This is a genomic window from Saccharopolyspora gregorii (assembly GCF_024734405.1).
Lineage (GTDB): Bacteria > Actinomycetota > Actinomycetes > Mycobacteriales > Pseudonocardiaceae > Saccharopolyspora_C > Saccharopolyspora_C gregorii.
On the sequence record NZ_CP059556.1, the window covers coordinates 2,012,424 to 2,038,199 of the forward strand.

The 25,776-nt window shown below is 71.2% G+C and carries 20 protein-coding genes; 9 read left to right on the top strand and 11 right to left on the bottom strand.

Going from position 1 to position 25,776, the window contains the following annotated elements; all coding sequences use genetic code 11:
* Nucleotides 1–121 precede the first annotated feature (121 nt).
* Entirely contained in the window at nt 122–733 is a 612-nt protein-coding gene (locus tag H1226_RS08605; RefSeq protein ID WP_224962936.1) for an ANTAR domain-containing response regulator, read from the top strand.
* A gap of 1 nt (nt 734) precedes the next feature.
* On the opposite strand, the gene H1226_RS08610 is transcribed toward H1226_RS08605, so the two are convergent.
* Nucleotides 735–1,133, bottom strand: coding sequence for a PaaI family thioesterase (locus tag H1226_RS08610; RefSeq protein ID WP_258349374.1), 399 nt, complete (start codon nt 1,131–1,133; stop codon nt 735–737).
* A gap of 105 nt (nt 1,134–1,238) precedes the next feature.
* Here H1226_RS08610 and polA point away from each other — a divergent pair, with 105 nt between their 5' ends.
* Nucleotides 1,239–3,929, top strand: a complete 2,691-nt coding sequence (gene polA / locus H1226_RS08615) for a DNA polymerase I (RefSeq protein WP_258348290.1) — start codon at nt 1,239–1,241, stop codon at nt 3,927–3,929.
* Nucleotides 3,930–4,223: 294 nt separating this feature from the next.
* Nucleotides 4,224–4,637: a VOC family protein gene (locus tag H1226_RS08620; protein WP_224962931.1), complete on the top strand. Its 414-nt coding sequence runs from the start codon at nt 4,224–4,226 to the stop codon at nt 4,635–4,637.
* 63 nt (nt 4,638–4,700) lie between these two features.
* Here H1226_RS08620 and H1226_RS08625 read toward each other — a convergent pair whose 3' ends face one another.
* The 4 genes from H1226_RS08625 to H1226_RS08640 form a co-directional block, all read right to left on the bottom strand.
* The gene (locus H1226_RS08625) at nt 4,701–6,767 is read right to left on the bottom strand and encodes a YhgE/Pip domain-containing protein (protein ID WP_258348294.1); all 2,067 of its coding nucleotides are present in this window, start codon (nt 6,765–6,767) and stop codon (nt 4,701–4,703) included.
* A complete protein-coding gene (locus H1226_RS08630) occupies nt 6,764–7,402 on the bottom strand; it encodes an ATP-binding cassette domain-containing protein (RefSeq protein ID WP_258348296.1) in 639 nt (212 codons plus the stop codon). Before H1226_RS08630 ends, H1226_RS08625 begins: the two co-directional genes overlap by 4 nt.
* A gap of 32 nt (nt 7,403–7,434) precedes the next feature.
* The gene (locus H1226_RS08635) at nt 7,435–8,385 is read right to left on the bottom strand and encodes a GNAT family N-acetyltransferase (protein ID WP_258348298.1); all 951 of its coding nucleotides are present in this window, start codon (nt 8,383–8,385) and stop codon (nt 7,435–7,437) included.
* 105 nt (nt 8,386–8,490) lie between these two features.
* Entirely contained in the window at nt 8,491–9,387 is an 897-nt protein-coding gene (locus tag H1226_RS08640; protein WP_258348301.1) for a class I SAM-dependent methyltransferase, read from the bottom strand.
* A 530-nt stretch (nt 9,388–9,917) separates the two neighbouring features.
* Between H1226_RS08640 and rpsA the strand changes: the two genes are divergently transcribed.
* The gene (rpsA, locus tag H1226_RS08645) at nt 9,918–11,420 is read left to right on the top strand and encodes a 30S ribosomal protein S1 (protein WP_258348304.1); all 1,503 of its coding nucleotides are present in this window, start codon (nt 9,918–9,920) and stop codon (nt 11,418–11,420) included.
* 103 nt (nt 11,421–11,523) lie between these two features.
* Nucleotides 11,524–12,714, top strand: coding sequence for a dephospho-CoA kinase (gene coaE / locus H1226_RS08650; RefSeq protein ID WP_258348306.1), 1,191 nt, complete (start codon nt 11,524–11,526; stop codon nt 12,712–12,714).
* Nucleotides 12,715–12,917: 203 nt separating this feature from the next.
* Here coaE and H1226_RS08655 read toward each other — a convergent pair whose 3' ends face one another.
* Both H1226_RS08655 and H1226_RS08660 read right to left on the bottom strand, forming a co-directional pair.
* Complete coding sequence (locus H1226_RS08655; protein ID WP_258348308.1) at nt 12,918–13,343, bottom strand: hypothetical protein; 426 nt, start codon at nt 13,341–13,343, stop codon at nt 12,918–12,920.
* Between the two features lie 187 nt (nt 13,344–13,530).
* Nucleotides 13,531–14,127 carry a DUF402 domain-containing protein gene (locus H1226_RS08660; protein ID WP_258348309.1) on the bottom strand — a complete coding sequence of 199 codons (597 nt, stop codon included), beginning with the start codon at nt 14,125–14,127 and terminating at the stop codon, nt 13,531–13,533.
* A 115-nt stretch (nt 14,128–14,242) separates the two neighbouring features.
* On the opposite strand from H1226_RS08660, the gene uvrB reads away from it, so the two are divergent.
* The 3 genes from uvrB (at nt 14,243) to H1226_RS08675 (ending at nt 20,501) form a co-directional block, all read left to right on the top strand.
* Nucleotides 14,243–16,399 carry an excinuclease ABC subunit UvrB gene (gene uvrB, locus H1226_RS08665; RefSeq protein ID WP_258348310.1) on the top strand — a complete coding sequence of 719 codons (2,157 nt, stop codon included), beginning with the start codon at nt 14,243–14,245 and terminating at the stop codon, nt 16,397–16,399.
* Nucleotides 16,400–16,987: 588 nt separating this feature from the next.
* Nucleotides 16,988–18,928, top strand: coding sequence for a hypothetical protein (locus H1226_RS08670; RefSeq protein WP_258348311.1), 1,941 nt, complete (start codon nt 16,988–16,990; stop codon nt 18,926–18,928).
* A gap of 31 nt (nt 18,929–18,959) precedes the next feature.
* Entirely contained in the window at nt 18,960–20,501 is a 1,542-nt protein-coding gene (locus H1226_RS08675) for a type 1 periplasmic-binding domain-containing protein (RefSeq protein WP_258348312.1), read from the top strand.
* A 56-nt stretch (nt 20,502–20,557) separates the two neighbouring features.
* Here the strand turns inward: H1226_RS08675 and H1226_RS08680 are convergent, their stop codons facing one another.
* From H1226_RS08680 to H1226_RS08695, 4 genes are all read right to left on the bottom strand, one after another.
* Nucleotides 20,558–21,742: an acyl-CoA dehydrogenase family protein gene (locus tag H1226_RS08680; protein WP_258348315.1), complete on the bottom strand. Its 1,185-nt coding sequence runs from the start codon at nt 21,740–21,742 to the stop codon at nt 20,558–20,560.
* A gap of 47 nt (nt 21,743–21,789) precedes the next feature.
* The gene (locus H1226_RS08685) at nt 21,790–22,755 is read right to left on the bottom strand and encodes a 3-hydroxyacyl-CoA dehydrogenase NAD-binding domain-containing protein (protein ID WP_258348316.1); all 966 of its coding nucleotides are present in this window, start codon (nt 22,753–22,755) and stop codon (nt 21,790–21,792) included.
* Nucleotides 22,756–22,769: 14 nt separating this feature from the next.
* Nucleotides 22,770–23,507 carry an acetoacetate decarboxylase gene (locus tag H1226_RS08690; RefSeq protein ID WP_224960863.1) on the bottom strand — a complete coding sequence of 246 codons (738 nt, stop codon included), beginning with the start codon at nt 23,505–23,507 and terminating at the stop codon, nt 22,770–22,772.
* A gap of 64 nt (nt 23,508–23,571) precedes the next feature.
* Nucleotides 23,572–24,759, bottom strand: coding sequence for a CaiB/BaiF CoA transferase family protein (locus tag H1226_RS08695; protein ID WP_258348317.1), 1,188 nt, complete (start codon nt 24,757–24,759; stop codon nt 23,572–23,574).
* A 246-nt stretch (nt 24,760–25,005) separates the two neighbouring features.
* Here H1226_RS08695 and H1226_RS08700 point away from each other — a divergent pair, with 246 nt between their 5' ends.
* The gene (locus tag H1226_RS08700; protein ID WP_258348318.1) at nt 25,006–25,680 is read left to right on the top strand and encodes a DUF6461 domain-containing protein; all 675 of its coding nucleotides are present in this window, start codon (nt 25,006–25,008) and stop codon (nt 25,678–25,680) included.
* Nucleotides 25,681–25,776 lie beyond the last annotated feature (96 nt).

The window sequence follows — 25,776 nt, forward strand, 5'->3', positions numbered from 1 at the left end:
AAACGGGTGTCGGGATGGTCACCCTCCCTGGTCATCTCAGCTGGAGGGCCCGGCCGGTAAGCTGGTTTTTCCCGGTGCGGCACCGCACTGGACCGTGTCAGAACTACCCCAGGAGGACCCGGTGACCACGCCGGCTGCCGAGGACCCAAGCGAGGCCAAGCCCGTCGAACGTCGCGTGCTCGTGGCAGAGGACGAGGCGCTGATCAGGCTCGACCTGGTGGAGATGCTCAAAGAAGAGGGGTACCAGGTCGTCGGTGAGGCCGGGGACGGGCAAGAGGCCGTGCGGCTGGCCGAGGAGCTGCGGCCCGATCTGGTGATCCTGGACATCAAGATGCCGAAGATGGACGGCATCGAAGCGGCGTCGAACATCGCGGGCGAGCGCATCGCGCCCGTGGTGATCTTGACCGCGTTCAGCCAGCGCGACCTGGTGGAGCGGGCGCGCGACGCGGGGGCGATGGCCTACCTGGTCAAGCCGTTCGCGAAGCGCGACCTGGTGCCCGCGGTCGAGCTGGCGGTGTCCCGCTTCACCGAGGTGCAGGCGCTGGAGGCCGAGGTCGCCGACCTCAGCGAGCGCCTCGAGGCGCGCAAAACGATCGAGCGCGCCAAGGGCCTGCTGATGAGCAAGCACAACCTCTCCGAACCCGAGTCGTTCCGCTGGTTGCAGCGGACCGCGATGGACCGCCGGACCACGATGAAGGCCGTGGCCCAGGCGGTGCTCGAGAACCTGGAGTGACTCAGCCCGCGGGCTGATCGCGGATGACGCAGGTCAGGCGTGCCGTGCAGGTGCGCCTGCCCTGCTCATCGGTGATGACGATCTCGTAGGTCGCCGTGCTGCGGCCCCGGTGCAACGGGGTGGCGACACCGGTGACGACGCCTTCCGTGGCCGAGCGGTGGTGCGTGCAGGACAGCTCCAGCCCCACCGCGATCCGGCCTTCTCCCGCGTGCAGCGCCGAGGCGATGGAACCGACCGATTCGGCCAGCACCGCGTTCGCGCCCCCGTGCAGCAGTCCGTAGGGCTGCTTGTTGCCCTCGACCGGCATCGTCGCGACTACACGTTCGGGTGAGTATTCGAGGTATTCGATGCCCATCCGGTGCTGCAACTGGCCCGGTTCCGGGTTCAGCACCAGCGCCATCGAGTCGTTCGCGGGCTGCTCGTTCTCGGTCGCCGTCACGGTCCACCCCTCCTCGTGCCTCGCCGCACGCGCTGTCGGTGGCTCAGCCTAGACTCCCGCGACGTGATGGCTTCCGAAGACCGACGTCTGCTGTTGATCGACGGCCATTCCATGGCCTACCGAGCGTTCTACGCCCTGCCGAAGGAGAACTTCCAGACCGGCACGGGCCAGCACACGAATGCGGTCTACGGCTTCACCTCGATGCTGATCAACCTGCTGCGCGACGAGCAGCCGACCCACTTCGCGGTCGCGTTCGACGTGTCCCGCAAGACCTTCCGCAGCGAGAAGTTCGCCGACTACAAGGCGAACCGCAGCGCCAGTCCCGACGAGTTCAAGGGCCAGGTCAGCCTGATCCAGGACGTGCTGGGCGCGCTGTCGGTGCCGGTGCTGAGCAAGGACAACTACGAGGCCGACGACGTCATCGCCACCCTCACCACCCAGGCCACCGGCGAAGGCTTCTCGGTGGCCATCTGCACCGGCGACCGCGACGCGCTCCAGCTGGTGACCGACCGGGTCACGGTGCTGTACCCGACGAAGGGCGTTTCCGAGCTCACCCGGTTCACGCCGCAGGCCGTCGAGGACAAGTACGGCCTCTCGCCCGAGCAGTACCCGGACTTCGCGGCGCTGCGCGGCGACCCGTCGGACAACCTGCCGAAGATCCCGGGCGTCGGCGAGAAGACCGTCACGAAGTGGATCCAGCAGTTCGGTTCGCTGGCGGGGCTCATCGACCGCGCCGACGAGGTGAAGGGCAAGGCGGGCGAGGCGCTGCGGACCAACCTCGCGTCCGTGCAGCTGAACCGGGAGCTGACCCAGCTGGAGCACGACGTGCCGCTCGGGGTCACCCCGGACGACCTGGTGCTGGCCCAGTGGGACCGGGACGCGGTGCACAAGCTGTTCGACGACCTGGAGTTCCGGGTGCTGCGGGAGCGGCTGTTCAGCACGCTGTCCGCCGCCGAACCCGAGGTGGAGGACGGTTTCGAGGTCTCCGGCGGCGCGCTGGACACCGGTGAGCTCGCCGGGTGGCTCGACCGGCACGCCCGGGACGGCCGCCGCGTCGGGCTCGCGTTCAGCGGCACCTGGACGACCGGCGCCGGTGACCTGGCCGGCATCGCGTTGGCCGACGCCGACGGCGCCGGGGCCTTCGTGGACGTGACCGAGCTCAACGCGGACGACGACAAGGCGCTGGGGGAGTGGCTGGCCGACCCGGCGCTGCCGAAGGCCGCGCACGACGTGAAGGGCCCGCTGCACGCGCTGCGCGGCCGCGGCTGGACGCTCGCCGGGCTGACCAGCGACACCGCGCTCGCCGCCTACCTGGTGCGCCCCGGCCAGCGGTCCTTCGACCTGCCGGACCTGGTGGTGCGCTACCTGCAGCGGGAGCTGCGCGCCGAGGACGAGGGCGGCGACGGCCAGCTGTCGCTGCTCGCCGACGAGGAGCAGGACAAGGCCGACGCCGCCAACGCCGAGCTCGTGAAGGCCCGCGCGGTCGGTGAGCTCGCGGACGCGCTGGACGCCGAGCTGGGGCGCATCGACAGCCGCGGCCTGCTCACCGACCTGGAGCTGCCGCTGCTGGCCGTCATCGACGAGCTGGAGGCCGCGGGCATCGCCGTGGACGCCGACCTGCTCGACGAGCTCGGCGCGCACTTCGCGGGCCGGGTCAAGCAGGCAGCGCAGGAGGCCTACGACGTCATCGGCAAGGAGATCAACCTCGGGTCGCCGAAGCAGTTGCAGGTGGTGCTGTTCGACGAGCTGGGCATGCCGAAGACGAAGCGCACCAAGACCGGCTACACCACCGACGCCGACGCGCTGCAGGGCCTGTTCGAGAAGACGCAGCACCCGTTCCTGCAGCACCTGCTGGAGCACCGCGACGCGACCCGGCTCAAGACCACGGTGGAGGGCCTGGTGAAGTCCGTCGCCGACGACGGGCGCATCCACACCACGCTGAACCAGACCATCGCCGCCACCGGCCGGTTGTCCTCGACGGACCCGAACCTGCAGAACATCCCGATCCGCACCGAGGAGGGGCGCCGGATCCGCGAGGTGTTCGTGGTCGGCTCCGGGTACTCGGAGCTGCTGACCGCCGACTACAGCCAGATCGAGATGCGCATCATGGCGCACCTGTCCGGCGACGAAGGGCTCATCGAGGCGTTCCGCTCCGGTGAGGACCTGCACAACTTCGTGGCCTCGCAGGCGTTCGGGGTGCCGATCGGCGAGGTGGACCAGGAGCTGCGGCGCCGGGTGAAGGCCATGTCCTACGGGCTGGCGTACGGGCTGTCCGCGTTCGGGCTGGCCCAGCAGCTGCGGATCTCCGCGGAAGAGGCGAAGGCGCAGATGGACGCCTACTTCGCCCGCTTCGGCCGGGTGCGGGACTACCTGCACGAGGTGGTGTCGCAGGCGCGGGAGGACGGCTACACCTCGACGATCCTCGGCCGCCGCCGCTACCTGCCGGACCTGCTCAGCGACAACCGGCAGCGCCGCGAGATGGCGGAGCGGATGGCGTTGAACGCGCCCATCCAGGGCAGCGCCGCCGACATCATCAAGGTGGCGATGCTGGGCGTGCACCGCTCCCTCGCCGAGGCGGGGCTGCGGTCGCGGATGCTGCTGCAGGTGCACGACGAACTGATCATCGAACTGGTCGACGGGGAACGCGCCGAGGTGGAGCGGATCGTGCGGGAGCAGATGGGCTCGGCCTACCCGCTGGAGGTACCGCTGGAAGTGTCGGTGGGCGCGGGCCGTTCCTGGGACTCGGCCGCACACTGAATGCACGGCGGGAGGCGTCGGCCGTCGCGCGGCGGGCGACGCCCTCACCGTTGGCATATGCCGGTGGCATGGTCTCCGAGCTGCGGAGATTGCGGCTCGGTCACGAAACGATCATTCTCCGGCGCCGCGGGCGTCTCAGTCACTGAGATGGCCGGAACGTGAACGAGGCGGGCCCCTGTTGGACCTTTCGGGTGACAGCCGGGATAGCCTGCCTACTTCGCGGAACAGCGGATGCCGACGAGCCGGCGCGCGGCGCGCACGGCGGACCCGGGGCGGAGTTCCCGGAGGAGGAAAATGATCAACATCGACAGAGTGGACCACTTGGTGCTCACCGTGGCCGATGTCGATCGGGCGGCAGAGTTCTACGAGCGCATCCTCGGGATGCGCACGGTGACCTTCCCCGGTGACCGGCGTGCGGTGAGCTTCGGTCAGCAGACCATCAAGCTGCACGCCGCCAGCGAGCTGGTCGAGCCCACCGCGACGCACCCGGTGCCCGGCTCGGCCAACCTCTGCTTCGTCACCGAGCAGCCCATCAGCGAAGTGCAGGAGCACCTGCGGGCCAACGACGTGCGCATCGAGGAGGGCCCGGTCGGGCGCACCGGAACATCCGGCCCGATCACCTCGCTGTACCTGCGCGACCCCGACGGCAACCTGATCGAGATCGCCCGGTACGACGAAGAAGCCGAGGCCGCTTCCGGCGCGGAGTGAGCACCCGGAACGAGGAGGGGCCGTCGAGCGCACTGCTCGACGGCCCCTCCGCTCACCCTCGGGTCACAACGACAGCTCCGGCTTCAGCCGGCCGGGCGTCCACACCCGCTGCCGCCAGGCGGCGATCGTGCTCAGCAGCAGCCCCGCCACCAGGTAGGCGATCAGCACCAGCGCGGACGTGCCCGCGGCCTCCAGGCCCGGCCCGCCGTAGAGCAGGTGCCGCAGCGCGGTGACCACGTAGCTCAGCGGCAGCACCTGGTGCAGCGGGTGCAGCGGCGCCGGGATCGTCTGCCACGGGAACGTGCCGCCCGCGGTGACCAGCTGCAGCACCAGCACGATCAGCGCGATGAACTTGCCCTTCGGCCCGAACGCCGCGTTCAGGGCGTGCACCACGGCGGTGAACGCGAACGAGGTCAGCACCAGGAACCCGAGCGTCAGCCACGGGTGCGCCGGGCTCACCCCGACGCCGAACACCACGACCAGGTACAGCAGCACGGCCTGCGCGATGCCCACGATCCCGGCGGGCAGCCACCCGCCGACCGCGATCTTCCACGGCGCCACCCCGGAGGCCAGCGCGCGCTGGGACAGCGGCCGCATGATCAGGAACAGCACGAACCCGCCGATCCACAGCGCGAGCCCCATGAAGAACGGGGCGAGCCCCGCGCCGTAGGTGGCGGCCTTGACCTGCGCGTCGTTGTTCACCGCCACCGGATCGCCGATGGTGCGCGCGGTGTCCTCCCTGGTGGCGTCGTCCAGGTCGGGGATGTCCTGCGCGCCCTTGCCGAGCTCGTCGGCCAGGGTGTGCGATCCGTCGACGAGCTGCCCGGAACCGTCGGCGAGCTGGTGCGAGCCGTCGGCGAGCCGGTCGGCGCCGTCGGTGAGCTGCTCGGTGCCGGTGACGGCCTGCTGCTCGCCCTGGTGCAGCTGCCGGGCGCCGGAGTCGAGTTCGCCGACGCCGCCGACGAGGGTGCCCGCGCCGTCGTTGAGCTGGCCGATGGCACCGGTCAGCGCGGGCGTGGAGTCGGCGAGCTTCCGGTTCCCGTCGGCGACCTGCCGCGATCCGTCGGCGAGCTGGTCGATCTGCCCGATCTGGGCCTGCACCTTGTCGTTGGCGTCGGTGATGGGCTGGTTCAGCTCGTCGAGGTGGGCGAGCACGCGCTGCACGGTCTGCTCGTCGGCGCCGGTGGCGCGCAGCTGCTCGGCGATGCGGCTCTTGGTCTGCTCCAGGTCGTCGACGAAGCCCTGCGAGACGTCGCCGAGCCTGCCCGCGGTGTCGGCGAGCTTCTCGTTGCCCTGGGCGACCTGCTCGGCGCCGTCGGCGAGCTTCGCGGACTGCTCGGGCAGCGGTGCGGTGCGCTCCTGCAGCTGCTGGAGTCCGCCGCGCAGCTGCTGGGCGCCGTCAGCGAGCCGCCCGGTCCCGTCGGCGAGCCTGCCGGAGCCGTCCAGCAGCTGCCGCTGCCCGTCGAGCAGCTGGTGCGCGCCGGAGGACAGCTGCCCGGTGCCTTCCTCCGCGGTGCCGAGCCCGTCCTGCAGCCGCCCGGCGCCGTCGGCGAGCTTCCCCGCGCCGTCGGCGGCCTCCAGCGTCTTGTCGTGCACCGTGCCGTAGCCGAGCAGCAGCTGGTCGGCGGCTTCGGTGCCCGCGTCGGCGGCGACGGCCTTGCGCACCTCGCCTGCGACCTTGTCGGCGATCGTGGAGATCAAGTAGTTGTTGGTGTCGTTGGTGACCAGCCGCAGCTGCGCCTGCCGGGGTTCGAAGTCGCCGGGCGACATCAGCGCCGCGGAGAAGTCGCGCGGCACGACGAGCGCGAACGTGTAGCGGCCCTGGGCGACGCCCTGCTCGGCGTCCTCGGCGCCGGTGCGCTGCCAGTCGAAGGAGCCGGAGTCCTCCAGCTCGTCGTAGACCTTGTCCCCGGCGTCGAGCCTGCTGCCGTCCTCCCGGGTGGCGCCCGCGTCGTCGATGACGACGGCCGCGGGCACGTCGCCGAGCCGGTTGTACGGGTCCCAGTTCGCGTACAGGTACATCGCCCCGTACAGCAGCGGAACCAGCGTGATGGCGACCAGCGCGAGCCGCGGCAGCTTGCCGGAGGTGAGCCTGCGCAGTTCGGTCAGGGCGAGGCGGAACGTGGTCATCGGGCACCTTCTTCGGCGCGGTTGTCCGCGCCCACTCGGGCATGGGGGACGGCGAGCCGGTCGGCGGTGTGCGGGGAGCAGAGCACGACGACCGCGCGCTGCCTGCGGGCCTCCCGCTTCGCCAGCTCGTACCAGGAGCGGGGGTCGCCGCCGTGCCGGTCGGGCGTGTCGAGGACCAGCGCGTCGGTGGTCTTCGCCGCGCACGCCAGGTCGACGAGCAGCCGGGTCCGCTCGGCGGCGGGCAGGTTCTCCACCCGGGTGCCCGCGTGCTCGGTGAGGTCGTGGGCGGCGAGCCAGGTCCGGACGGCGGACCGGCCGGAGCGGCGGCCCGCGATGCTGAGGCCTTCGGCGACGGCGGTGCTCACGGGCACGCTCGGTTCGGGCTCGGTGATCTCCGGTCCGTCGACGATCGCGACCCGGCGGCGCAGCGCCCTCGGGTCGTCGGCACCGTCGACGAGGACGCGGCCGCGGCTCGGCTTGAGCCGGCCGGACAGGGCGAGGGCCAGGGCGGTGTGGCCGGAGTGGGGTTCTCCGGTGACCACCAGCAGGTCTCCGCTGTTCACGTGCAGCGAGGTGGGGGCGAGCAGCGTGCTGTGCGCCCCGGTGACCTCGACTGCGTCAGCGACGATCTCCACGCGTCGTCTCGACTCCTTCACAGCGGTGGGGGTCAGCGCAGCGCCGTTGCCGGGCGCACCTCCCACATCGTCCACAGCGGCCGGTAGCCCTGGCGGGGCCAGAACACCGACGACAGCGGGTTGGGCGGGTTGTAGTGCAGGAAGCTGCCGACGACCCCGGCGCGGGCGAACTCCGCGTGCGCTTCGGCCATCAACTGCTGTCCCACGCCGCCGCCGCGGGCCCGTTCGTGCACCGACACGCAGTTCACGTAGGCCCACCGGCCGGATCTGAGCCGGTGGCCGCCGGAGTGGCGGTCGGGGTCGATCCAGCCGCATTCGGCGAGTGCGACCGGTGCGCCGTCCTGTTCGGCCAGCCACACCGGGTCGCCTCCGGGTCCGCTTCCGGCGGCGAGCCGCAGGCGCGCTGCGTTGCGCTTGAGCTCGGCCGTCCGGGGGCGGTGCACCGATGCGCCGACGAGGGCGGCGTAGGCGTGCTCGGCGAGAGCGAGCTCGACCACGGCGTCCAGGTCGGCCGGTTCGGCGCGGCGCACCTTTACGGTACCAGACAGTTTCGTATCTAGTGCGGCAGGCGGGGCGGGCGGTCGGATCGCCAGGCAGGACAGCGGGACGAAGCCGTGGTCCAGCAGCGCGCGCGACGCCTCCGCGTCCCGGCTCGGCCAGGTCACCACGCACGACGAGTCCTCGGCCGGGGCCCCGTGCGCGGCCAAGCGGCTCCGCCACTCCGCCAGGAGGGCGGCCATCCCCGCGCCCGGGTGCCCGCCGAGCAGCGGGAACAGCTCGAACGAATCGGTGGCCTGCCACAGGCTCTGCGCCGACCCCGGCGGGTTCCGGGTGTGCGCGACCAGCCCGGCGACCGCCGTCCCGTCCGGCAGCCGCGCCAGCAGCGGATCGCCCTTCGGCAGCAGGTACCGCCCCGGTAGCCGGTGGTCCAGCGCGGCGAACCGCGCGCACTGCCGGTCGAGCAGGTCCTGCGCGTCACCCATGTGCGCCGCCACCCCTTCGCCTAGCCGCCGGGCGACCAGGATTCTGGCAGCCCGCGACGATCACCGCGCCCGAACGGCGCGACGGGGGCGTGTCGCCCGCGGAGATCAGGCCAGTTCGCAGCAGAAGATCGACGTACCGGGGAAGAGCTTCCCGCGCAGGCTGCTCCACTGCCCCCAGGTGTGCGTGGCGCCGGCGGGCCACTCCGGCTCCACGACGTCGAGCAGCCGCAGGCCCGCCGCGTTCAGCTCCCGCACGTAGTCGCCGAGCGTCCGGTGGTGCTCCACGTACGTGGCGCGCCCGTCCCCGTCGATCTCCACGTAGGGCGTCCGGTCGAAGTAGGACTGCGCGACGGTGAGCCCGCCCGGCCCCGGATCGTCCGGGAAGATCCAGCGCATCGGGTGCGTCACCGCGAACACCCAGCGCCCGCCCGGGCGCACCACGCGCGCGACCTCGCGGAAGACCGCGCCGACGTCGGCGACGAACGGCACGCCGCCGAACGCCGAGCAGGCCAGGTCGAAGCTGTCCGCGGCGAAGGGCAGCGCGTCGGCGCTGGCCTGGACGAGGGGCACCTCGATGCCGCTGTCGGCGGCGCCGCGCCGCGCGTGCCGCAGCATCCCGGCGGAGATGTCCAGCGCCACCGGGTGCGCGCCCTGCGCGGCCAGCCAGCGCGAGCAGGGGGCGGAACCCGCCCCGACCTCCAGCACCCGCTCGCCCGCGACGTCGCCGAGCAGCCGGGCGTCGGCCTCCCGGACCCGCTCGGGGCACCACACGAAGTCGCTGGTGCCCAGGAACTCGCCGTGCTCGGCCTGGTAGTCGTCGGCGTCCGCGTCCCACCACAGCCGGCTCGCCCGCCGGGACTCGGCCGCGTCGGCAGTGCGCTTGCTCACACCCGCGGTGCCCAGCGCCAGCTCCGCGGAGGCGTGCGCGGAACCGCCGTCCGGCTGGTCTTCCGTCGCCGGATCGAGTGAAATTTCGGGGGTGGCCGAATCGTCGTGCGGCATGAGAAGTCCTGTGGTTCGGTGTTTCGCCGACAAGTGGTTTGCTCCGCGATCGCGCGAACGCGTACGATACCGCCCGCGCCGTGGGTCTTAACGCGTCCGTGCATTCAGGCTGGGGAAAGACGCCCGGGACCGGCTCCGCCGGTCGGCTCCGCCGACCGCCGCTGCCGGAGCCGAGCTTCCCGGCAGGTTGCGTGCCCCGATCGGGATTAACGACGGGGGGTCCGGCGTTCGACTGTGGAGCGGTTCCGCCGGGTCCGAGGACGTGGCGGGCCGCACCGGCCGGGGAAGCAGCGGGTGACCGCTCGAACCCGATCCGGGAGTCGAACACCGCCGGGCCGAGAGCGGACGGACCTGTTCCGCCGGTTCCGCCCGCAGAGGTGTCGGTCCCGGGGGCTAAGATCCAAGGTGCAACCCCCAGCGGGTCGTGCGCGGATGCGTGCTGGTAGGTCTGCCAGCCCGGTCCGCCACCGCCGAGGCGGGGGACAACCGCAGGCAACCGACAAACTATCCGTACCGGAGCAACCCACCTGATGTCCACCGACACCACCACCGTTCCGACCACCGCCGCCACCAAGCCGCAGGTCGCGGTCAACGACGTCGGGACGGAGGAGGACTTCCTCGCCGCCGTCGACCTAACCATCAAGTACTTCAACGACGGCGACATCGTTGAGGGCACCATCGTCAAGGTCGACCGCGACGAGGTGCTGCTTGACATCGGTTACAAGACCGAGGGCGTCATCCCGTCCCGGGAGCTGTCCATCAAGCACGATGTCGACCCGGCTGAGGTCGTCACCGTCGGCGACTTCGTCGAGGCCCTGGTCCTCCAGAAGGAGGACAAGGAAGGCCGGCTGATCCTGTCCAAGAAGCGCGCCCAGTACGAGCGCGCCTGGGGCACCATCGAGGAGCTCAAGGACAAGGACGAGCCCGTCAAGGGCACCGTCATCGAGGTCGTCAAGGGCGGCCTCATCCTCGACATCGGCCTGCGCGGCTTCCTGCCCGCGTCGCTGGTCGAGATGCGCCGCGTCCGCGACCTGCAGCCCTACGTCGGCCGCGAGCTCGAGGCGAAGATCATCGAGCTGGACAAGAACCGCAACAACGTGGTCCTGTCCCGCCGCGCCTGGCTGGAGCAGACCCAGTCCGAGGTCCGCAGCGAGTTCCTCAACCAGCTGCAGAACGGCCAGGTCCGCAAGGGCGTCGTCTCCTCGATCGTCAACTTCGGTGCGTTCGTGGACCTCGGTGGCGTCGACGGCCTGGTGCACGTCTCCGAGCTGTCCTGGAAGCACATCGACCACCCGAGCGAGGTCGTCGAGGTCGGCCAGGAGGTCACGGTCGAGGTCCTCAACGTCGAGATGGACCGCGAGCGCGTCTCGCTGTCGCTGAAGGCGACGCAGGAAGACCCGTGGCGCCAGTTCGCCCGCACCCACGCGATCGGCCAGATCGTGCCGGGCAAGGTCACCAAGCTGGTGCCGTTCGGTGCGTTCGTCCGGGTCGACGAGGGCATCGAGGGCCTGGTGCACATCTCCGAGCTGGCCGAGCGCCACGTGGAGATCCCGGAGCAGGTCGTCCAGGTCGGCGACGACGTGATGATCAAGGTCATCGACATCGACCTCGAGCGTCGCCGGATCTCGCTGTCGCTGAAGCAGGCCAACGAGGGCTTCACGCCGGACTCCGAGTTCGACCCCACCCAGTACGGGATGGCCGCCGAGTACGACAACAACGGCGACTACATCTACCCGGAGGGCTTCGACCCGGAGACCCAGGAGTGGCAGGAAGGCTACGAGACCCAGCGCGAGGAGTGGGAGCGCCAGTACGCCGACGCGCTGTCCCGCTACGAGCAGCACATGAAGCAGGTCGCGAAGGCCGCCGAGGCCGACGCCGAGGCCGCTGCCGCGGGTGCTTCCGGTGCGGGTTCCGAGCAGGGCGGCGGGAACTACTCGTCCTCCGGCTCGTCCGAGCAGCAGGACGACGCGGGCTCCCTGGCCAGCGACGCCCAGCTGGCCGCGCTGCGGGAGAAGCTCTCCGGCGGTGCGTGATCTGACGGTCTCCGTCTGATCCGGAACGGATGGGCACGACGGCCCCGCACCTGTTCGCAGGTGCGGGGCCGTCGCACGTCCGGGGGCTGGCAGGATGAAGCGCATGTTGCGCGTGGGCCTCAGCGGCGGGATCGGGTCGGGCAAGTCGACGGTGGCGGCGCGGCTCGTGGAGCTGGGCGCGGTGCTGATCGACGCGGACCGGCTGGCCCGCGAGGTCGTCGAACCGGGCAGCCCGGGGCTGGCGGAACTGGTCGAGCGGTTCGGGCCGCAGATCCGCACCGCGGACGGCGCGCTGGACCGCCCCGCGCTGGCCCGCGTCGCGTTCGCCGACGAGCAGGCCCGCGCCGACCTCAACGCCATCACCCACCCGAAGATCGGCGAGCTCACCGCGCAGCGCATGGCGCAGGCCCCGGCGGACGCGGTCGTGGTGCACGACGTCCCGCTGCTGGTGGAGAACGACTACGCGGCGAACTACCACCTGGTGATCATCGTGGACGCTCCGGAGGAGGAGCGGGTGCGGCGGCTGACCGGGCGCGGCCTCGACGCGGCGGACGCGCGAGCGCGGATCCGCGCGCAGGCCACCGACGAGCAGCGCCGGGAGGCCGCCGATGTGTGGCTGGACAACACGGGCCCGGTCGAGGACCTGATCGCCGAGGTGGACCGGCTGTGGTTCGACCGGTTGGTGCCCTACGAGCGCGGGGTGCGCGAACGGCAGCGGCCGCCGCGGAAGCCGCCGGTGCTCGCCGAACCCGACCCGGAGTGGCCGCGCACCGCGCGCCGGCTCGGCGCCCGGGTGCTGCGCGCGGCGGGTGCGGCCGGGCTGCGGATCGACCACGTCGGTTCGACCTCGGTGCCCGGGTTCCCGGCGAAGGACGTCATCGACCTGCAGCTGTCGGTGCGGTCGCTGGCCGAGGCCGATGCGATCGCGGAGGCGCTGGCCGACGCCGGTTTCCCGGCCGACGACGGGATCCAGCGGGACAACCCGCACCCCTTCGACCCGGAGCCGGAGCACTGGCTCAAGCGCTACCACAACTCGGCGGACCCGGGACGTCCGGTGAACTTGCACGTGCGGGTGCACGGCGGGCCGGGTTGGCGGGTGGCGCTGCTGCTGCGGGACTGGTTGCGGGCGGAGCCGGAGGCGCGCGCGGACTACCTGGCCGTGAAGCGCGAGCTCGCGGCCCGCCACGACACCCCCGAGGCCTACGCGGCGGCCAAGGAACCGTGGTTCCCCGCAGCACTTCCGAAAGCCCAGGAATGGGCGGACCGAACCAACTGGACCCCACCCCAGGACTGAAACCAGATCTTCCTCCTGTCAGCGGCGTAGCCGCTGAGCGGCGACCCAGCACGCAACGGAACCACCAGCGGGTTCTCAGCGGTTCCCTCGCGAGGACAGCGTTTTCTCCTGTGGCGGAGCCACCGGTGAAAACGATCCCGCAGCGAGGGAACCGCTGAGGTTCCGCCACCCACCCCGATAGCAAGAAGACCACGAAAAGCAACTCACCAGAGTTCGAAGATGCCTCGGTGGGCGAGCCACTGGTTGATGTCCCGGTGCCTGCTGATCTCCTCGAAGGTCCGGTGCACGGTGCGCAGCGCGTAGTCGGCTTCGCTGAGCCGAATCATGCCGGCGGAGATGGCGGTGGCGAACTCCTCGGCCTGCACGATGCGCGCGGAGCCGTGGTCCGGGACCTGCAGGCCGAGCAGCAGATCGGTCACCGTCCACGATCGGGTGTCGCGTTCGACGTGGACGACGGTGAGCATGCTCGGTTCCCGCCGGGAGTGCCTGCGCCGGGACCGGCGGCGGGTGAGCCGCAGGCCGAGGTCCGGCATCAGCCAGGTGACCTCGCCTTCGTGCGCGGGATCCTCGGGCGTCGCGCATTCGAGGGAGAGCCCCCAGTGCTCGACCTGGCATCGATCCAAGGGCACGACGGCGCCCGAAGAATGCGAACGCTGCGCAGCGAACAGATCGATGGTGTCCACCAGCTGAGGAGTGATTACGGCGCCCACGACTTCAGACAGTAGCGCCGTTTTCGAGGCCCGCGATCGTCAGCACCGTTCTTTAACATAACTTTCCCGTCCTCGTCGGATATCGATTCGGCCCGTGCGCGGGCCATCACCGATTCGGCGGTACGAGCGATGGCCGGGCCACGGGATCGTGGGTGGATTGCCCGGACCAGGACAGCTCGATGCCGAGTTCCCGCATCCAGTCGTCCAGCCGGTTCCCGTGCCTGGCGAGCCCTTCCAACGCGGTGCAGGCGGCGCGCATGGCTCGTTCCGCGGTCCGCTCGTCGAGCAGTTCCGACCGCACGGCCAGCAGGAACTCGTCGACGTCGATCAACTGCGCTTCGCGGCCGTCGGCGACGAGCAGGTCGAGGTAGTGGTCCTCGGAGCGCCACCACCGCGGTCCGGGTTCGATGCGGGCGACGTCCACGTAGTAGTCCCAGCCGTCCGCGCGGCCCGGGTGGTGTTCCCAGCGGGTGATGCGGAGGTCGTGCTCGGGCAGCAACCAGGATTGCAGCGCCCGCAGTTTCGGGTGGGCGGGCATTCCGCGGCGGAGGTAGAGGCCGAACGGTTCGAGCCGGTATTCGTCTACGTCCCGGACGATGCTCTTGGGATCGGTGTTGGTCCCCGCTTCGACGTCGAACAGTTCGACCTTCGGCGGGTGCACGGGCAGTCCGAGGCGCTCTGCGATCTCGCGTTGCGTGGTCACCCCGCCACTGTAGGTCGGGTCCGGGGTGTGGCGGCAGGGTTGAAATCCGGGGCGGGAGGTGGTGCGCGCCTCGGCCGGCGGCACGGTGTCGGTGGGGGCTCGTACCCTCGGGGACGTGGCTTTCGCGACTGAGTACCCGACCCCGGCCGACACCACCTTCCGGCCGGTCAGCGACATCCCGCGCACCGGTGGCCGCTTCCGCATGGTCAGCGACTACGACCCGTCCGGCGACCAGCCGGCGGCGATCGACGACCTGGAACGGCGGATCAAGGCCAGCGAGGCGAACGTGGTGCTGCTGGGCGCGACGGGTACCGGCAAGTCGGCGACCACGGCGTGGCTCATCGAGCGGTTGCAGCGGCCCACGCTGGTGCTGGAGCCGAACAAGACGCTCGCGGCGCAGATGGCGAACGAGATGCGGGAGTTCTTCCCGGACAACGCCGTCGAGTACTTCGTCAGCTACTACGACTACTACCAGCCGGAGGCGTACGTCCCGCAGACCGACACCTACATCGAGAAGGACTCGTCGATCAACGAGGACGTGGAGCGGCTGCGGCACTCGGCGACCTCGAACCTGCTGAGCAGGCGGGACTGCGTGGTCGTGTCCTCGGTGTCGTGCATCTACGGCCTGGGCACGCCGCAGTCGTACCTGGACCGGTCGATCCCGCTGGAGGTCGGCGGGGAGATCGACCGGGACATGCTGCTGCGCGCGCTGGTGGACGTGCAGTACACCCGCAACGACATCGCGTTCGCGCGCGGCACGTTCCGGGTGCGTGGCGACACGGTCGAGGTGATCCCGGCGTACGAGGAGCTGGCGGTGCGCGTCGAGCTGTTCGGCGACGAGATCGAACGGCTCTACTACCTGCACCCGCTGACCGGCGAGATCGTCCGCGAGGTCGACGAGGTGCGGATCTTCCCGGCGACCCACTACGTGGCGGGGCCGGAGCGGATGGAGAAGGCGATCCGCGGCATCGAGGGCGAGTTGGAGGAGCAGCTGGCGAAGCTGGAGAAGCAGAACAAGCTGCTCGAAGCCCAGCGGCTGCGGATGCGCACCCAGTACGACGTCGAGATGATGCGCCAGGTCGGCTTCTGCTCCGGCATCGAGAACTACTCGCGGCACATCGACGGCCGCGAGGCGGGCACGGCGCCCGCGACGCTGCTGGACTACTTCCCGGACGACTTCCTGCTGGTCATCGACGAGTCGCACCAGACGGTGCCGCAGGTCGGCGGCATGTACGAGGGCGACATGTCCCGCAAGCGCACCCTGGTCGAGCACGGCTTCCGGCTGCCCAGCGCGATGGACAACCGGCCGTTGACCTGGGAGGAGTTCGCCGACCGCATCGGGCAGACGGTGTACCTGTCGGCGACGCCCGGCCCGTACGAGATGGGGCGGGCCGGTGGCGAGTTCGTCGAGCAGGTGATCCGCCCGACCGGACTGGTCGACCCGGAGGTGGTGGTGAAGCCGACCGAGGGCCAGATCGACGACCTGGTCGGCGAGATCCGGGACCGCGCCGAGCGCGACGAGCGGGTGCTGGTCACGACGCTGACGAAGAAGATGGCCGAGGACCTCACCGACTACTTCCTGGAGCTCGGCGTGCGGGTGCGCTACCTGCACTCGGAGGTGGACACGCTGCGGCGGGTGGAGCTGCTGCGGCAGCTGCGGCTCGGCGAGTTCGACGTGCTGGTCGGCATCAACCTGCTGCGGGAGGGCCTGGACCTGCCGGAGGTGTCGCTGGTGGCGATCCTGGACGCCGACAAGGAGGGCTTCCTGCGCTCCGGGACGAGCCTGGTGCAGACGATCGGGCGCGCGGCGCGCAACGTCTCCGGCCAGGTGCACATGTACGCGGACAAGATCACCGATTCGATGCAGCACGCCATCGACGAGACGAACCGGCGCCGCGCCAAGCAGATCGCCTACAACACCGAGCGCGGCATCGATCCGCAGCCGCTGCGCAAGAAGATCGCCGACATCCTGGACCGCGTCTACACCGAGTCGGAGGACACCGAGGAGTCGGTGGCGGTCGGCGGTTCCGGCCGCAACTCCTCGCGCGGCAAGAAGCCCAGCGGTGAGGCGGTGGCCTCGTCCGGGGTGCTGGAGGGCCGCGACACGAGCTCGATGCCGCGGGCGGAGCTGGCGGACCTGGTGCAGCAGCTCAACGACCAGATGATGAACGCGGCGCGGGAGCTGCAGTTCGAGTTGGCCGCGCGGCTGCGGGACGAGATCCACGACCTGAAGAAGGAGCTGCGCGGCATGGACGCCGCGGGGATCAAGTAGGACCCGCCGCCCGCGCCGGAGCGGGCGGGGTCAGGGCAAGCGGCGATCCGTCGCCGAGCCCTTGGCCGTCGGTGGTGTCCGGCGGCGCGCGTTCGCAGCGGGCTCGTCGTGGAACAGGGCGGCTCCGACCGGGGATCGGCGCGGGCGCTCGGCATCGTGACGTGTCGTTCGAGGGGGAAGTGGCGCTCCGCGGCGGCGCGGAACGCCGGTTCGACGGGGCTGTCATATCGACTGGTTCGCCGGCCAGGGACACCGGGGATGAGAGCGTCGCTGCGCTCGCTTTCGGCGCTTTCGTCCGGCGGGTCGTTCTCGTCGTTCGTGTTCGTGGAATATGACCGTCGTGAATGTGCGCGCATTCGGCGGCGGCAATTTCCGATCTTGATGACGTTGTAGATCTTTCCCCTTCGGGGTGGTCGAATTGTGCGCGCGGGCGGGTTCTCGCTGCTCCGCCGGTGGTCCGGGTGACTGCGCATTGGCCCGATCGGGTTTCACCGCCCGGCGGTATCGTCTTTCCGATAAAAGAGCGTTGACCGCTCGGTCCGGATCTTTGTAATCTCCTTTTCTCGCTCTTCCGGGTGCGGTGGGGAATTGACCGGGGGAGTCGTGCAGCGCGGATCGGGGGATCTCATGGTGCGGCACGCGAGCGGATCGTTGTGCGGACGCGAGCGGGAACTGCGGTTGGTCCGGGAATTCCTGGTGCGCCCGGAACGCGGCGGCATCCCGGTGAGCCGGCCGGTTCCCGTCCTCGTCTTCTGCGGTACCAGCGGTACCGGGAAGACGGCGCTGCTCGACGAGCTCGCGGCCCGGATGGACGGCAACGTGCCGTGCGCCCGGCTGGACTGCGCGCGGATCGACGGTGCACCGGTGCCGCGGGTGCTGGCGGACCTCGCCGCTCAGCTGAGCAGGCCCTGCAAGGGCTACGGGATGCTGGAGTTCCCCCGATTCATCGCGGGGCACCTCGCGCTCGGGCCGCGCTTGGACCCCACCAGCCGGCCCGCGGCGCGCAGGCAGGTCGAGGAGTCGCTGGCCACCTACCCGAAGATCAGCGATCCGCCGGGATTCCTGGCCTCGCTCGCCGGCGGGACGGCCGCCGCGGTGGGCGGGAACCTGCCGGACCTGGTGCTGACCGGCATCAACGCGCTGCGGCGCGCCCGGTGGCAGTGGGGCGACGAACGGGCCTGGTACGGGCACCAGGACCGGGGCTTGGACCGCGATCCGGTGGACGTGCTGGTCGACCTCAACCGCAAGGCCCGCGCGGACGGGCCGGACGTCGCGCAGGAAGTGGGCGAAGTGCTGTGGGCCGCGTTCCTGGCGGACCTGCGGGACGGGTTCCGCAGCGGGTGGACGGCCGATCGCCGCATGCTGAACTGCGCCGTGCTGCTCGACGATGCGGACGCCGCACCGGAACTGCTGCGGGGACTGGAAGCCGCGCGCCGGCGGCGCGGGACGGCCGCGGCCGAGGACCCGGATCCGCTGACCGCGGTGGCCACCGCGCACGTCGACCCGCTCGCGCGCGGCGGGCCGGTACCGATCGACGGCGCGGGCTACGCCGACCACCTCGCGCGCTCGGCGCAGCACCGCAGGCACGGTTCGTACCCGGTGCTGCTCGGCGACCTCAGCGCGGACGCGGTCGCCGACATGGCGGCGCCGCTGAGCCCGGTGCTGGACAACTTCCGGCGCGCGGTCGCGATGCTGCACGGCTTCGCGCACGGGCACGCGCGCACCACCCGGATGCTGCTGGACGCCATCGCGGAGCAGGGCGCGGACCCGGCCGACCTGCACGGGTTGCTCGTGGGGCCGCTGCCTGCCGGGGCCGGTGCGGACCGGGTGGAGTCCCTCGCGCTGAAGGCGTTCCTGCGCGGCGTTCCGCTGACCGGCCTGGAAGATCTGATCACCTGCTCCGCGGCGCGGAACTTCGCGGAGGGGCAGCTGCTGGCGGAGTACCGGCCGATGCTGGCCTCGGCGGACCCGCGGCCGGTGGTGCTCGAAGCGGCGTGGTGGCCGTGCTCCGTCGACGCGGACCAGGTGATGGTCCCGGTGCTGCGCAGGCTGCTGCTGCGCAGGCTCGCCGCCCGCGGCCCGGGCGAGCGCGCCGATTGGGAGTCGGTGCACCGCTGGCTGCGCAGCCGCTGCGAGCAGGATCAGGACCTGGCCGGGGAGTTGCACTTCGCCTTGGCTCTCGGCGAGGTCGAGCAGGTGACGCGGCGGCTCGCGGACCAGCTGGACCAGCTGGACGCCGTGGCTTGGCTGGCCCTCCTGGGATCGGTGTGCTCGGCGCCCAGCCGGAGCACGAGCGCGCAAGCCCCCGGCGAGCGCGTCCGCGACCTGACCAGGTGGGTCACGCCGCGCGACCTGCCGGTGGCCCCGCTGGCCCGGCTCGTCGCCGCGAAGTGGGTGGCGGCCGACCCGCTCGGCGGCGCCCGCAAGCACGAGCTGAACAGCGAGATCGCAGTCGACCTCGACGACGTCGCGCCGTACGCGCGCGACGGCCTCCCGGTGCTGCGGGCCGAGGCGGACAGGTACCGGTGAACACCGGGGTGCAGGAGGAGCTGTGAACGCGGTGCTGGATACGAGCTTCACCCGGCCGCCGTCGCACCGGGAGTCCACCCGACGGCGGTGGTGGCGCCGGCTGGCCGCGCTCCTGGCGGCCGCGTTGGTGTGCGGCGTGGTGGTGGCGGTCTACCAGAACGGGTGGCGAGCGGTGTCGTACGCGCACTGCGGCTCGGGCGACTGGGTGGGCCCGGCCGAGCTGCGCGCGGCCGGCGTCCCCGAGGACGAGGCGGGCGCCGCGGAGTGCATGGGCGTGTCGGCGTCGTCGAACTTCGGCGTCGACGCGCTGAGCCTGGTGATGACCAGGATCGACCGGCAGAACCGGGAGGCCGCGGCCGACCCGAACCGCGCCACGGTGACGGTGGGGGTCCTGACGCCGGTGCCGAAGCAAGCCTTCGGGGCCGCGTCCGAAGACCAGGTGCGCGACCTGCTCGAAGGCGCGGCCCAAGCGCAGCAGGACGTCAACGACGACCCCAAGGGCCCTGCCCTGCAGGTCGTGGTCGCCAACGAGGGATCCGGCGAGCAGGGGTGGGCGCCGGTCGTCGATCAGCTGAAGCGGCGCACCGCGGCGGAGTCCCCGCTGGTCGCGGTCACCGGGCTCGGGGTGAGCACCAAGGAGACCCTGCTGGGGGCGCACTCGCTCGCGGACGCCGAGATCCCGATGGTGGGCGCGGTGCTCACCGCCAACGGGTTGAACGCGCGCGGGGTGGTGGAGGGGTTCGACGCCGGGGAGGACGTGCCGAGCGGTCGGATCGACGGGTTCTTCCTCGTCAGCCCGAACAACCGGCGGGAGGCGGAAGCGCTGGCGGACCAGCTCGCGGACGAGCGGGGGACGTCGTCCTACCAGCTGGTCAAGGATCTCAACCGGGACGACTTCTACACGGTCGGCCTGGCGAACGCCCTGCAGGACGCGTTCAGGGACGGGGTGGACCGGTTCCCGATCACGTTCGCCGGGGACGCCGGCGAGGGCGAGATCGCGTTCTCGTTGGAGGATGCGGCCAAGCGCGCGTGCTCGAACAAGGGTGACGCGGTGCTGTACGGGGGGCGGTCCTCGCAACTGCTGCCGTTCCTGAAGCAGCTGGCGGCGGACTGCCCGCGCCACACCACGGTGATCACCGGTTCGGACGCCGCGAGTCTGGACCCGGCGGACGTGCCCGCCGACGTCCGGGTGGTCTACGCGGCGCTGGCCGACCCGGATGCGCTCGGGTCACCTGGGTTCAACCCGCAGGCCGCGAAGCGGTTCGGCGAGTTCCGGGAGAGGTTCGCCGACCCGGCACGTCTCGCCAACGGCTGGGCGATCATGGAGTACGACGCGATGAAGGTCGCGGCCGCGGGCATCGCGGAGGCCGTCCAGGGCGATCAGCAGGCGGTCCCGACGCCGAACTCGGTGCGCGGGCGGATCGGCGGCCACATCAGCCCGAACTACCAGATCGACGGCGCGGGTGATTCCTTCTACTTCGACGAGGACACCGGTGAGCCGCGCGGCCGGGCGATCCAGATCGTGGAGATCGAGGACCAGAAACGAACACCCGTGCGCAACTACCCGGGCTGACCCGAGTCGCACGCGAACGCCCGGGGCCGCAGCCCCGGGCGCCGCGCCGCACCACCTCACGCGAAGGCGCTGAGCCCGGTGATGGACTTGCCGACGATGAGGGTGTTCATCTCCCGGCTGCCCTCGAAGGAGTAGACTGCTTCGGCGTCGGCGAAGAACTTCGCGACCTCGTAGTCGAGGACGATGCCGTTGCCGCCGAACAGCTCCCGCGCCCAGGCGACGACCTCGCGCATCCGGGTGGTGGTGAACGCCTTGGCCAGCGCGGCCTGCTCGGCGCCCGCCTGGCCCTGCTCGGTGAGCTGGTTGAGCCGGACCACCATGCCGAACATGGCGGTGATGTTGCCGAGCATCTTCACCAGCAGGTCCTGGATCATCTGGAACCCGCCGATGGGCTTGCCGAACTGCTCGCGGCTCACCGCGTACTCGCGGGCGAGCTCGTAGGCGCGCATCGCCAGCCCGAGCGCCTGCCAGGCGACGCCGCCGCGGGTGCGGGCGAGGACCTTCGCGGTGTCCCGGAAGCTGTTGATGTTCTGCAGCCGGTCGGCCTCCGGCACCCGCGCGTCCGCGAAGACGATGTCGGCGTTCTGCACGGTGCGCAGCGCGATCTTGCCTTCGATCTTGGTGGCGGTGACGCCGGGTGTGTCCTTGCCGACGACGAAGCCCTTCACCTGGCCGTCGGCCTCGTCGCGGGCCCACACCACGATGAGGTCGGCGAAGGTGCCGTTGCCGATCCAGCGCTTGGCGCCGTTGAGCACCCACTCGTCGCCTTCGCGCCGCGCGGTGGTGCGCATGCCGCCCGCGACGTCGGAGCCGCCCTCGGGTTCGGTGAGCGCGAACGCGCCGATCTTGCGCATGGCGACCATGTCCGGCATCCAGCGGTCCCGCTGCTCTTGGTCGCCGCCGCCCTGGATGCTGCCCATCGCGAGTCCGGTGTGGACACCGGAGAACACGGCCAGCGACGGGTCGATGCGGTTGAGCTCGATGCTGAGGAAACCGGGGAACAGGGAGCTGCGCTCCTTGCCGTCGCCGTGCTCGGGGTACTGGTAACCGGCGAGGCCGAGCTTGGCGAACTTCTCGATGGCCTCGAACGGGAATTCCGCCTTGTCCCAGGCCGGGTTGGCCAGCGGGGCGATCTCGCGCTGCAAGTAATCGCGGATCTCGGCGAGTTCGGCGCGCTCGGAGTCGCTGAGCAGCTCGGCGTAGCCGAAGAAGTCCGGGTCGGTGCTGATCTTCTTGGGCATCGTGGCCCTCTCTCTGCGAGTGGCGGGGCGGCGTGCGCCCCGGCCGGTCAGTTCTGTTCCGCGCCGTCCGCTTCCGCGGCCAGCGCGGCGTTGATGGCGTTGTGCTTGCGGTCGCGGGTTTCGGAGCGCTCCAGGTAGGCGTGCGGGCCGGATCCGTAGGCGGATTCGATCTGGCCGACGAGCTCCTCGACGGCGGCGGGCGTCAGCTCGGGGCGTCCCAGCCCCTTCCACTGCTCGGCCATCCGCAGCCCGAGGTGGCCCATCATGTGCCGGATCCCGCCGGGACCGCCGCCGAGGTGGAAGCTTTCGAACGGGCCGATCGTGGCGTAGCGGCCGCCGAGCGACGCCTTCATCACGGTGTCCAGTTCGGACGCCGAGACGACGCCGTCCAGCACCAGGCTGATGGCCTCCTGCATGATCGCGCCCTGCAACCGGTTCGCGGCGAAGCCGGGGACCTCCTTGTGCAACCGCACTGGGGTCTTGCCGAGCTCGCGGTAGAACTCGACCGTCGCCCGCACCACGTCCTCGCCGGTGCGCTCGCCCGGCACCACCTCGACCAGCGGCACCACGTGCGGCGGGTTGAACGGGTGCGCGATGAGCACCCGCGCCGCCACCTCGGCGGGCAGCTGCTCGGCGATGTCGGTGGCCACGATGCCGGAGCTCGACGAGGCCAGCACCGCGCAGGAGGGGGCGTGCTCGGCGATCTCGGCGAACAGCTCCTGCTTGAAGTCCAGCCGCTCCGGGCCGTTCTCCTGCACCAGGTCGACGTCCCGCACCGCCTCCGGCATCGAGGACGTCACCTCGATGCGGGTCAGCAGGTCGGCGGCCGCAGCGCCCGGGATGCCCGCGGCGATCGACGGCATGGCCTCGCCGAGCACCGCCGCCAGGTCCTCGCGCGGGTCGGTCAGCCGCACCCGCATGCCGCGGGCGGCGAACAGCGCGGCCCAGGACAGGCCGATGGTGCCCGCGCCGACCACCGCGACCGACTTCCCCCGGAGGTCGTTGCTCGTCATGGGATTTCGCTCCTTCACTCGGCGAGGTAATCGTGGACCGGGGTCGCGGCGCCGAGCGTCAGGTCGGTGACGACGTGGCTGGCGGAGACGACCTCGCGCACCGGCAGGTCCGCCAGCGGCGCCAGCACGTGCTCGAACAGCTGGAGCCGGGCCGGGCCGGTGTGGGCTTCCTTGACGGTGATGTCGGTGATCTGCGAGCGGATCAGCTCGCACACCCGGGGTTCCCGCCCGTAGCCGGGGACGATCTTGAGCATGAACGAGGGCACCGTGATCTCGGCCTTCGCCCGCTCCAGGTCCATCGGGTGGTGCTTGTAGCCCATGGTCGCGGTGGCGACCCGCTGCGTGCCGTAGTCCAGGGTGCCCACCAGCGCCCCCTGGTCGGGGAACAGCGCGGGCGAGCCCAGCACCTTCGGGTAGGCGCTGGCCTCGCGGCCGGCGGCGGTGGCGGCGAAGTTGTCCAGGTACATGGCGTGCAGGTACTCGCCGCGCTCGGCGCCGAGGCGCACCGGGATCGCCTGGCCGCACTCCACGTACGGGCCGAACGAGGTGACCTCGCCCATCTTCATGATCTCGAACCGCACCAGCGGCTCATCGATCTCCAGCGGCTCCGGCACCACGGCGCGCAGCGCCTCCGGGTCGGTCCGGTACACGACGTTGAGGTATTCGCGGTCGGTGAACCGGGGGACCGCCGCGGCGTAGGCGGGCGCGGTGAGCGGAGTGGTGGGGCTCTGCAGGATCTGCTCGCGGTTCAACGACCGGTCTCCTTCGTGCACGGGTGGTGGAGGTGGAATTCCCCGGTGGGTGCTGCGGCAAAGCTCACCGATGGTCGAGCTCGCGCAGCACCTCGTCGGTGTGCTGGCCGGGCAGCGGCGCGTGGCTGCGGATCGAGGCGGGGGTGGCCGAGAAGTTCACCGGCACCCCGATGGCCCGGTAGGCGCCTTCGCTGGGGTGCTCGGCCAGGTCGAGCAGGTGGCCGCCGCGGACGTAGTCGTCGGCTGCCGCGTCGTCGAGCTTGAGCACCGGCCCGACCGGGATGCTGTGCTTGGTGCACACGTCGATCCACTCGGCGGTGGTCAGGTTCGGGGTGACCGACTCGATCATCTCGGCGAGCGCCTCGCCGTCGCTGATGGCGTCCAGGATCTCGCCGTTGACCCGCGGGTCCTCCGCGAGGTCGGAGCGCCCGGCCGCGTGGAACAGGTCGCGGCAGTTCTGCGGGCTGTAGGGGATGATCATCGCGTGGCCGTCCTTGGTGGGACGGGCCCGGTGCCCCTTGTTCATCGAGGGGGCGAACCCGGTGGGGCCCATCGGCGGCTCGAACGCGGCGCCCTGCAGATGCTCGACCAGGTTGAACGCGAGCAGCGTGTCGGCCATCGGCACCTCGACCAGCTGACCCTCGCCGGTGGCGCGCTGGTGGTGCAGCGCGGCGAGCGCGGTGTAGACGATGGTCAGCGCCGCGACCTTGTCGGCGAAGATGCTGGGCAGCACGACGGGGGCACCGATGTCCCCGGACCGCGCGGCGAGGTCCAGCAGCCCGGACGCGGCCTGCACGGTCTCGTCGTAGGCGGCGAGGTCGGCGCGGTCGGAGTCGGGGCGGAAGCCCTGCGCGTGCGCGTAGATGAGGTGCGGGAACTCCTCGGCGAGGCTCTGGTGGTCCATGCCGAGCCTGCGCAGCGCACCGATCCGCATGTTGGTGATGAGGATGTCCGCGCCGCCGATGAGCTCCAGCGCCGTGGCGTGGTCGGCCTCGTCCTTCAGGTTCAGCGCCACGCTGCGCTTGTTGCGGTTGACGTTGAGGTTCAGCGGTGTCATGCCCGGGGTGCGGTGCAGGGTGCCGTTGCGGACGGTGTCCTTCGGCGACTCGATCTTGATGACGTCGGCGCCGAGGTCGCCGAGAATCTGGGCCGCGTACGGGCCCATCACCACGGTGGCCATGTCGATGACCCGGACACCTGCCAGCGGGCCGGTCCGGCCCGAGGTGGCGGGTGCGTCGGCGGGGGCTGTCATGGCTGCGGACTTCCTCTCGCGCGGTTTCATTAGCTTCACTAACGACGCTACGAGCGGGTTCCGGGAGGGGCAATCGATCGGTGCGCCCGATCGGAGAACAACGGCGTGACCGCGGCGGTCACGCCATTGCGGGGCGCTGACCAGCGGTTTCGCCGGAGCGGTCCGCCCGTGCGGTCCCGCCGGACGATCCGCTGTCGGTGGTGGCGACCACAATGATCGGCACACCGCTCGAACCGAGGAGGCGCAGTGCTGACCACGCCGGGATTCCCCGCCGGAACGCTGGACGACGAGGGCTGTCCGGTCTGGACGACCTCGCTGTACGGGCCCGACCACCTGATGTTCTACCTGGTGCGGGACCTCGAACCCGCCGCCGCGCTGGAAGTGCTCGGCGCCGACCCGGCACGTGCCGTGCCCTGCGCGCTCCCCGCCGAAGCCTCGGCCGGACTCGACGCCCGCTCGCTGCCCGCCACCGTGCTCGACTCCGAAGCGGAGACCGTGCTGCTGGCCGGGCGGGTGCGCGGCTGGACCTTCGTCATGGACGACGCGAACACCACCGAAGACCTCGGCGACGACCCCGCCGCGGCGCTCTCCGCCGCGGCGGGCGGACCGGCGGTGTCGCTGCACATCGACATCAACGCCCTCAACCGGCTCCGCTACGCCGAGGACGGGGTGCCGGTGTTCGAGACCGACTTCGACAACGTGGAGAGCGACGTGGCCGAACTGCCCGCCGGCGCGCCCGCGGTCGTGCGCGCCGCGATCGACGCCGCCGGGAACCTCGACGAGCTCATCGAGGACGACGAGGACGACCCGGACCGCCGCGACCACGCGTTCCTCGACCGCCTGGCCTGCGCCTTGGCCGGAGCGAACTGGACCTACGACGAACTGCGCGCAGCGGACTTGATCGCTGTTGAGCTGGACTGACCGTTGCTCGGGGGTGGGGTGGCGGAACCTCAGCCGTTCCCTCGCTGCGGGATCGTTCTCACCGGTGGCTCCACAGGAGAAAACGCTGTCCTCGCG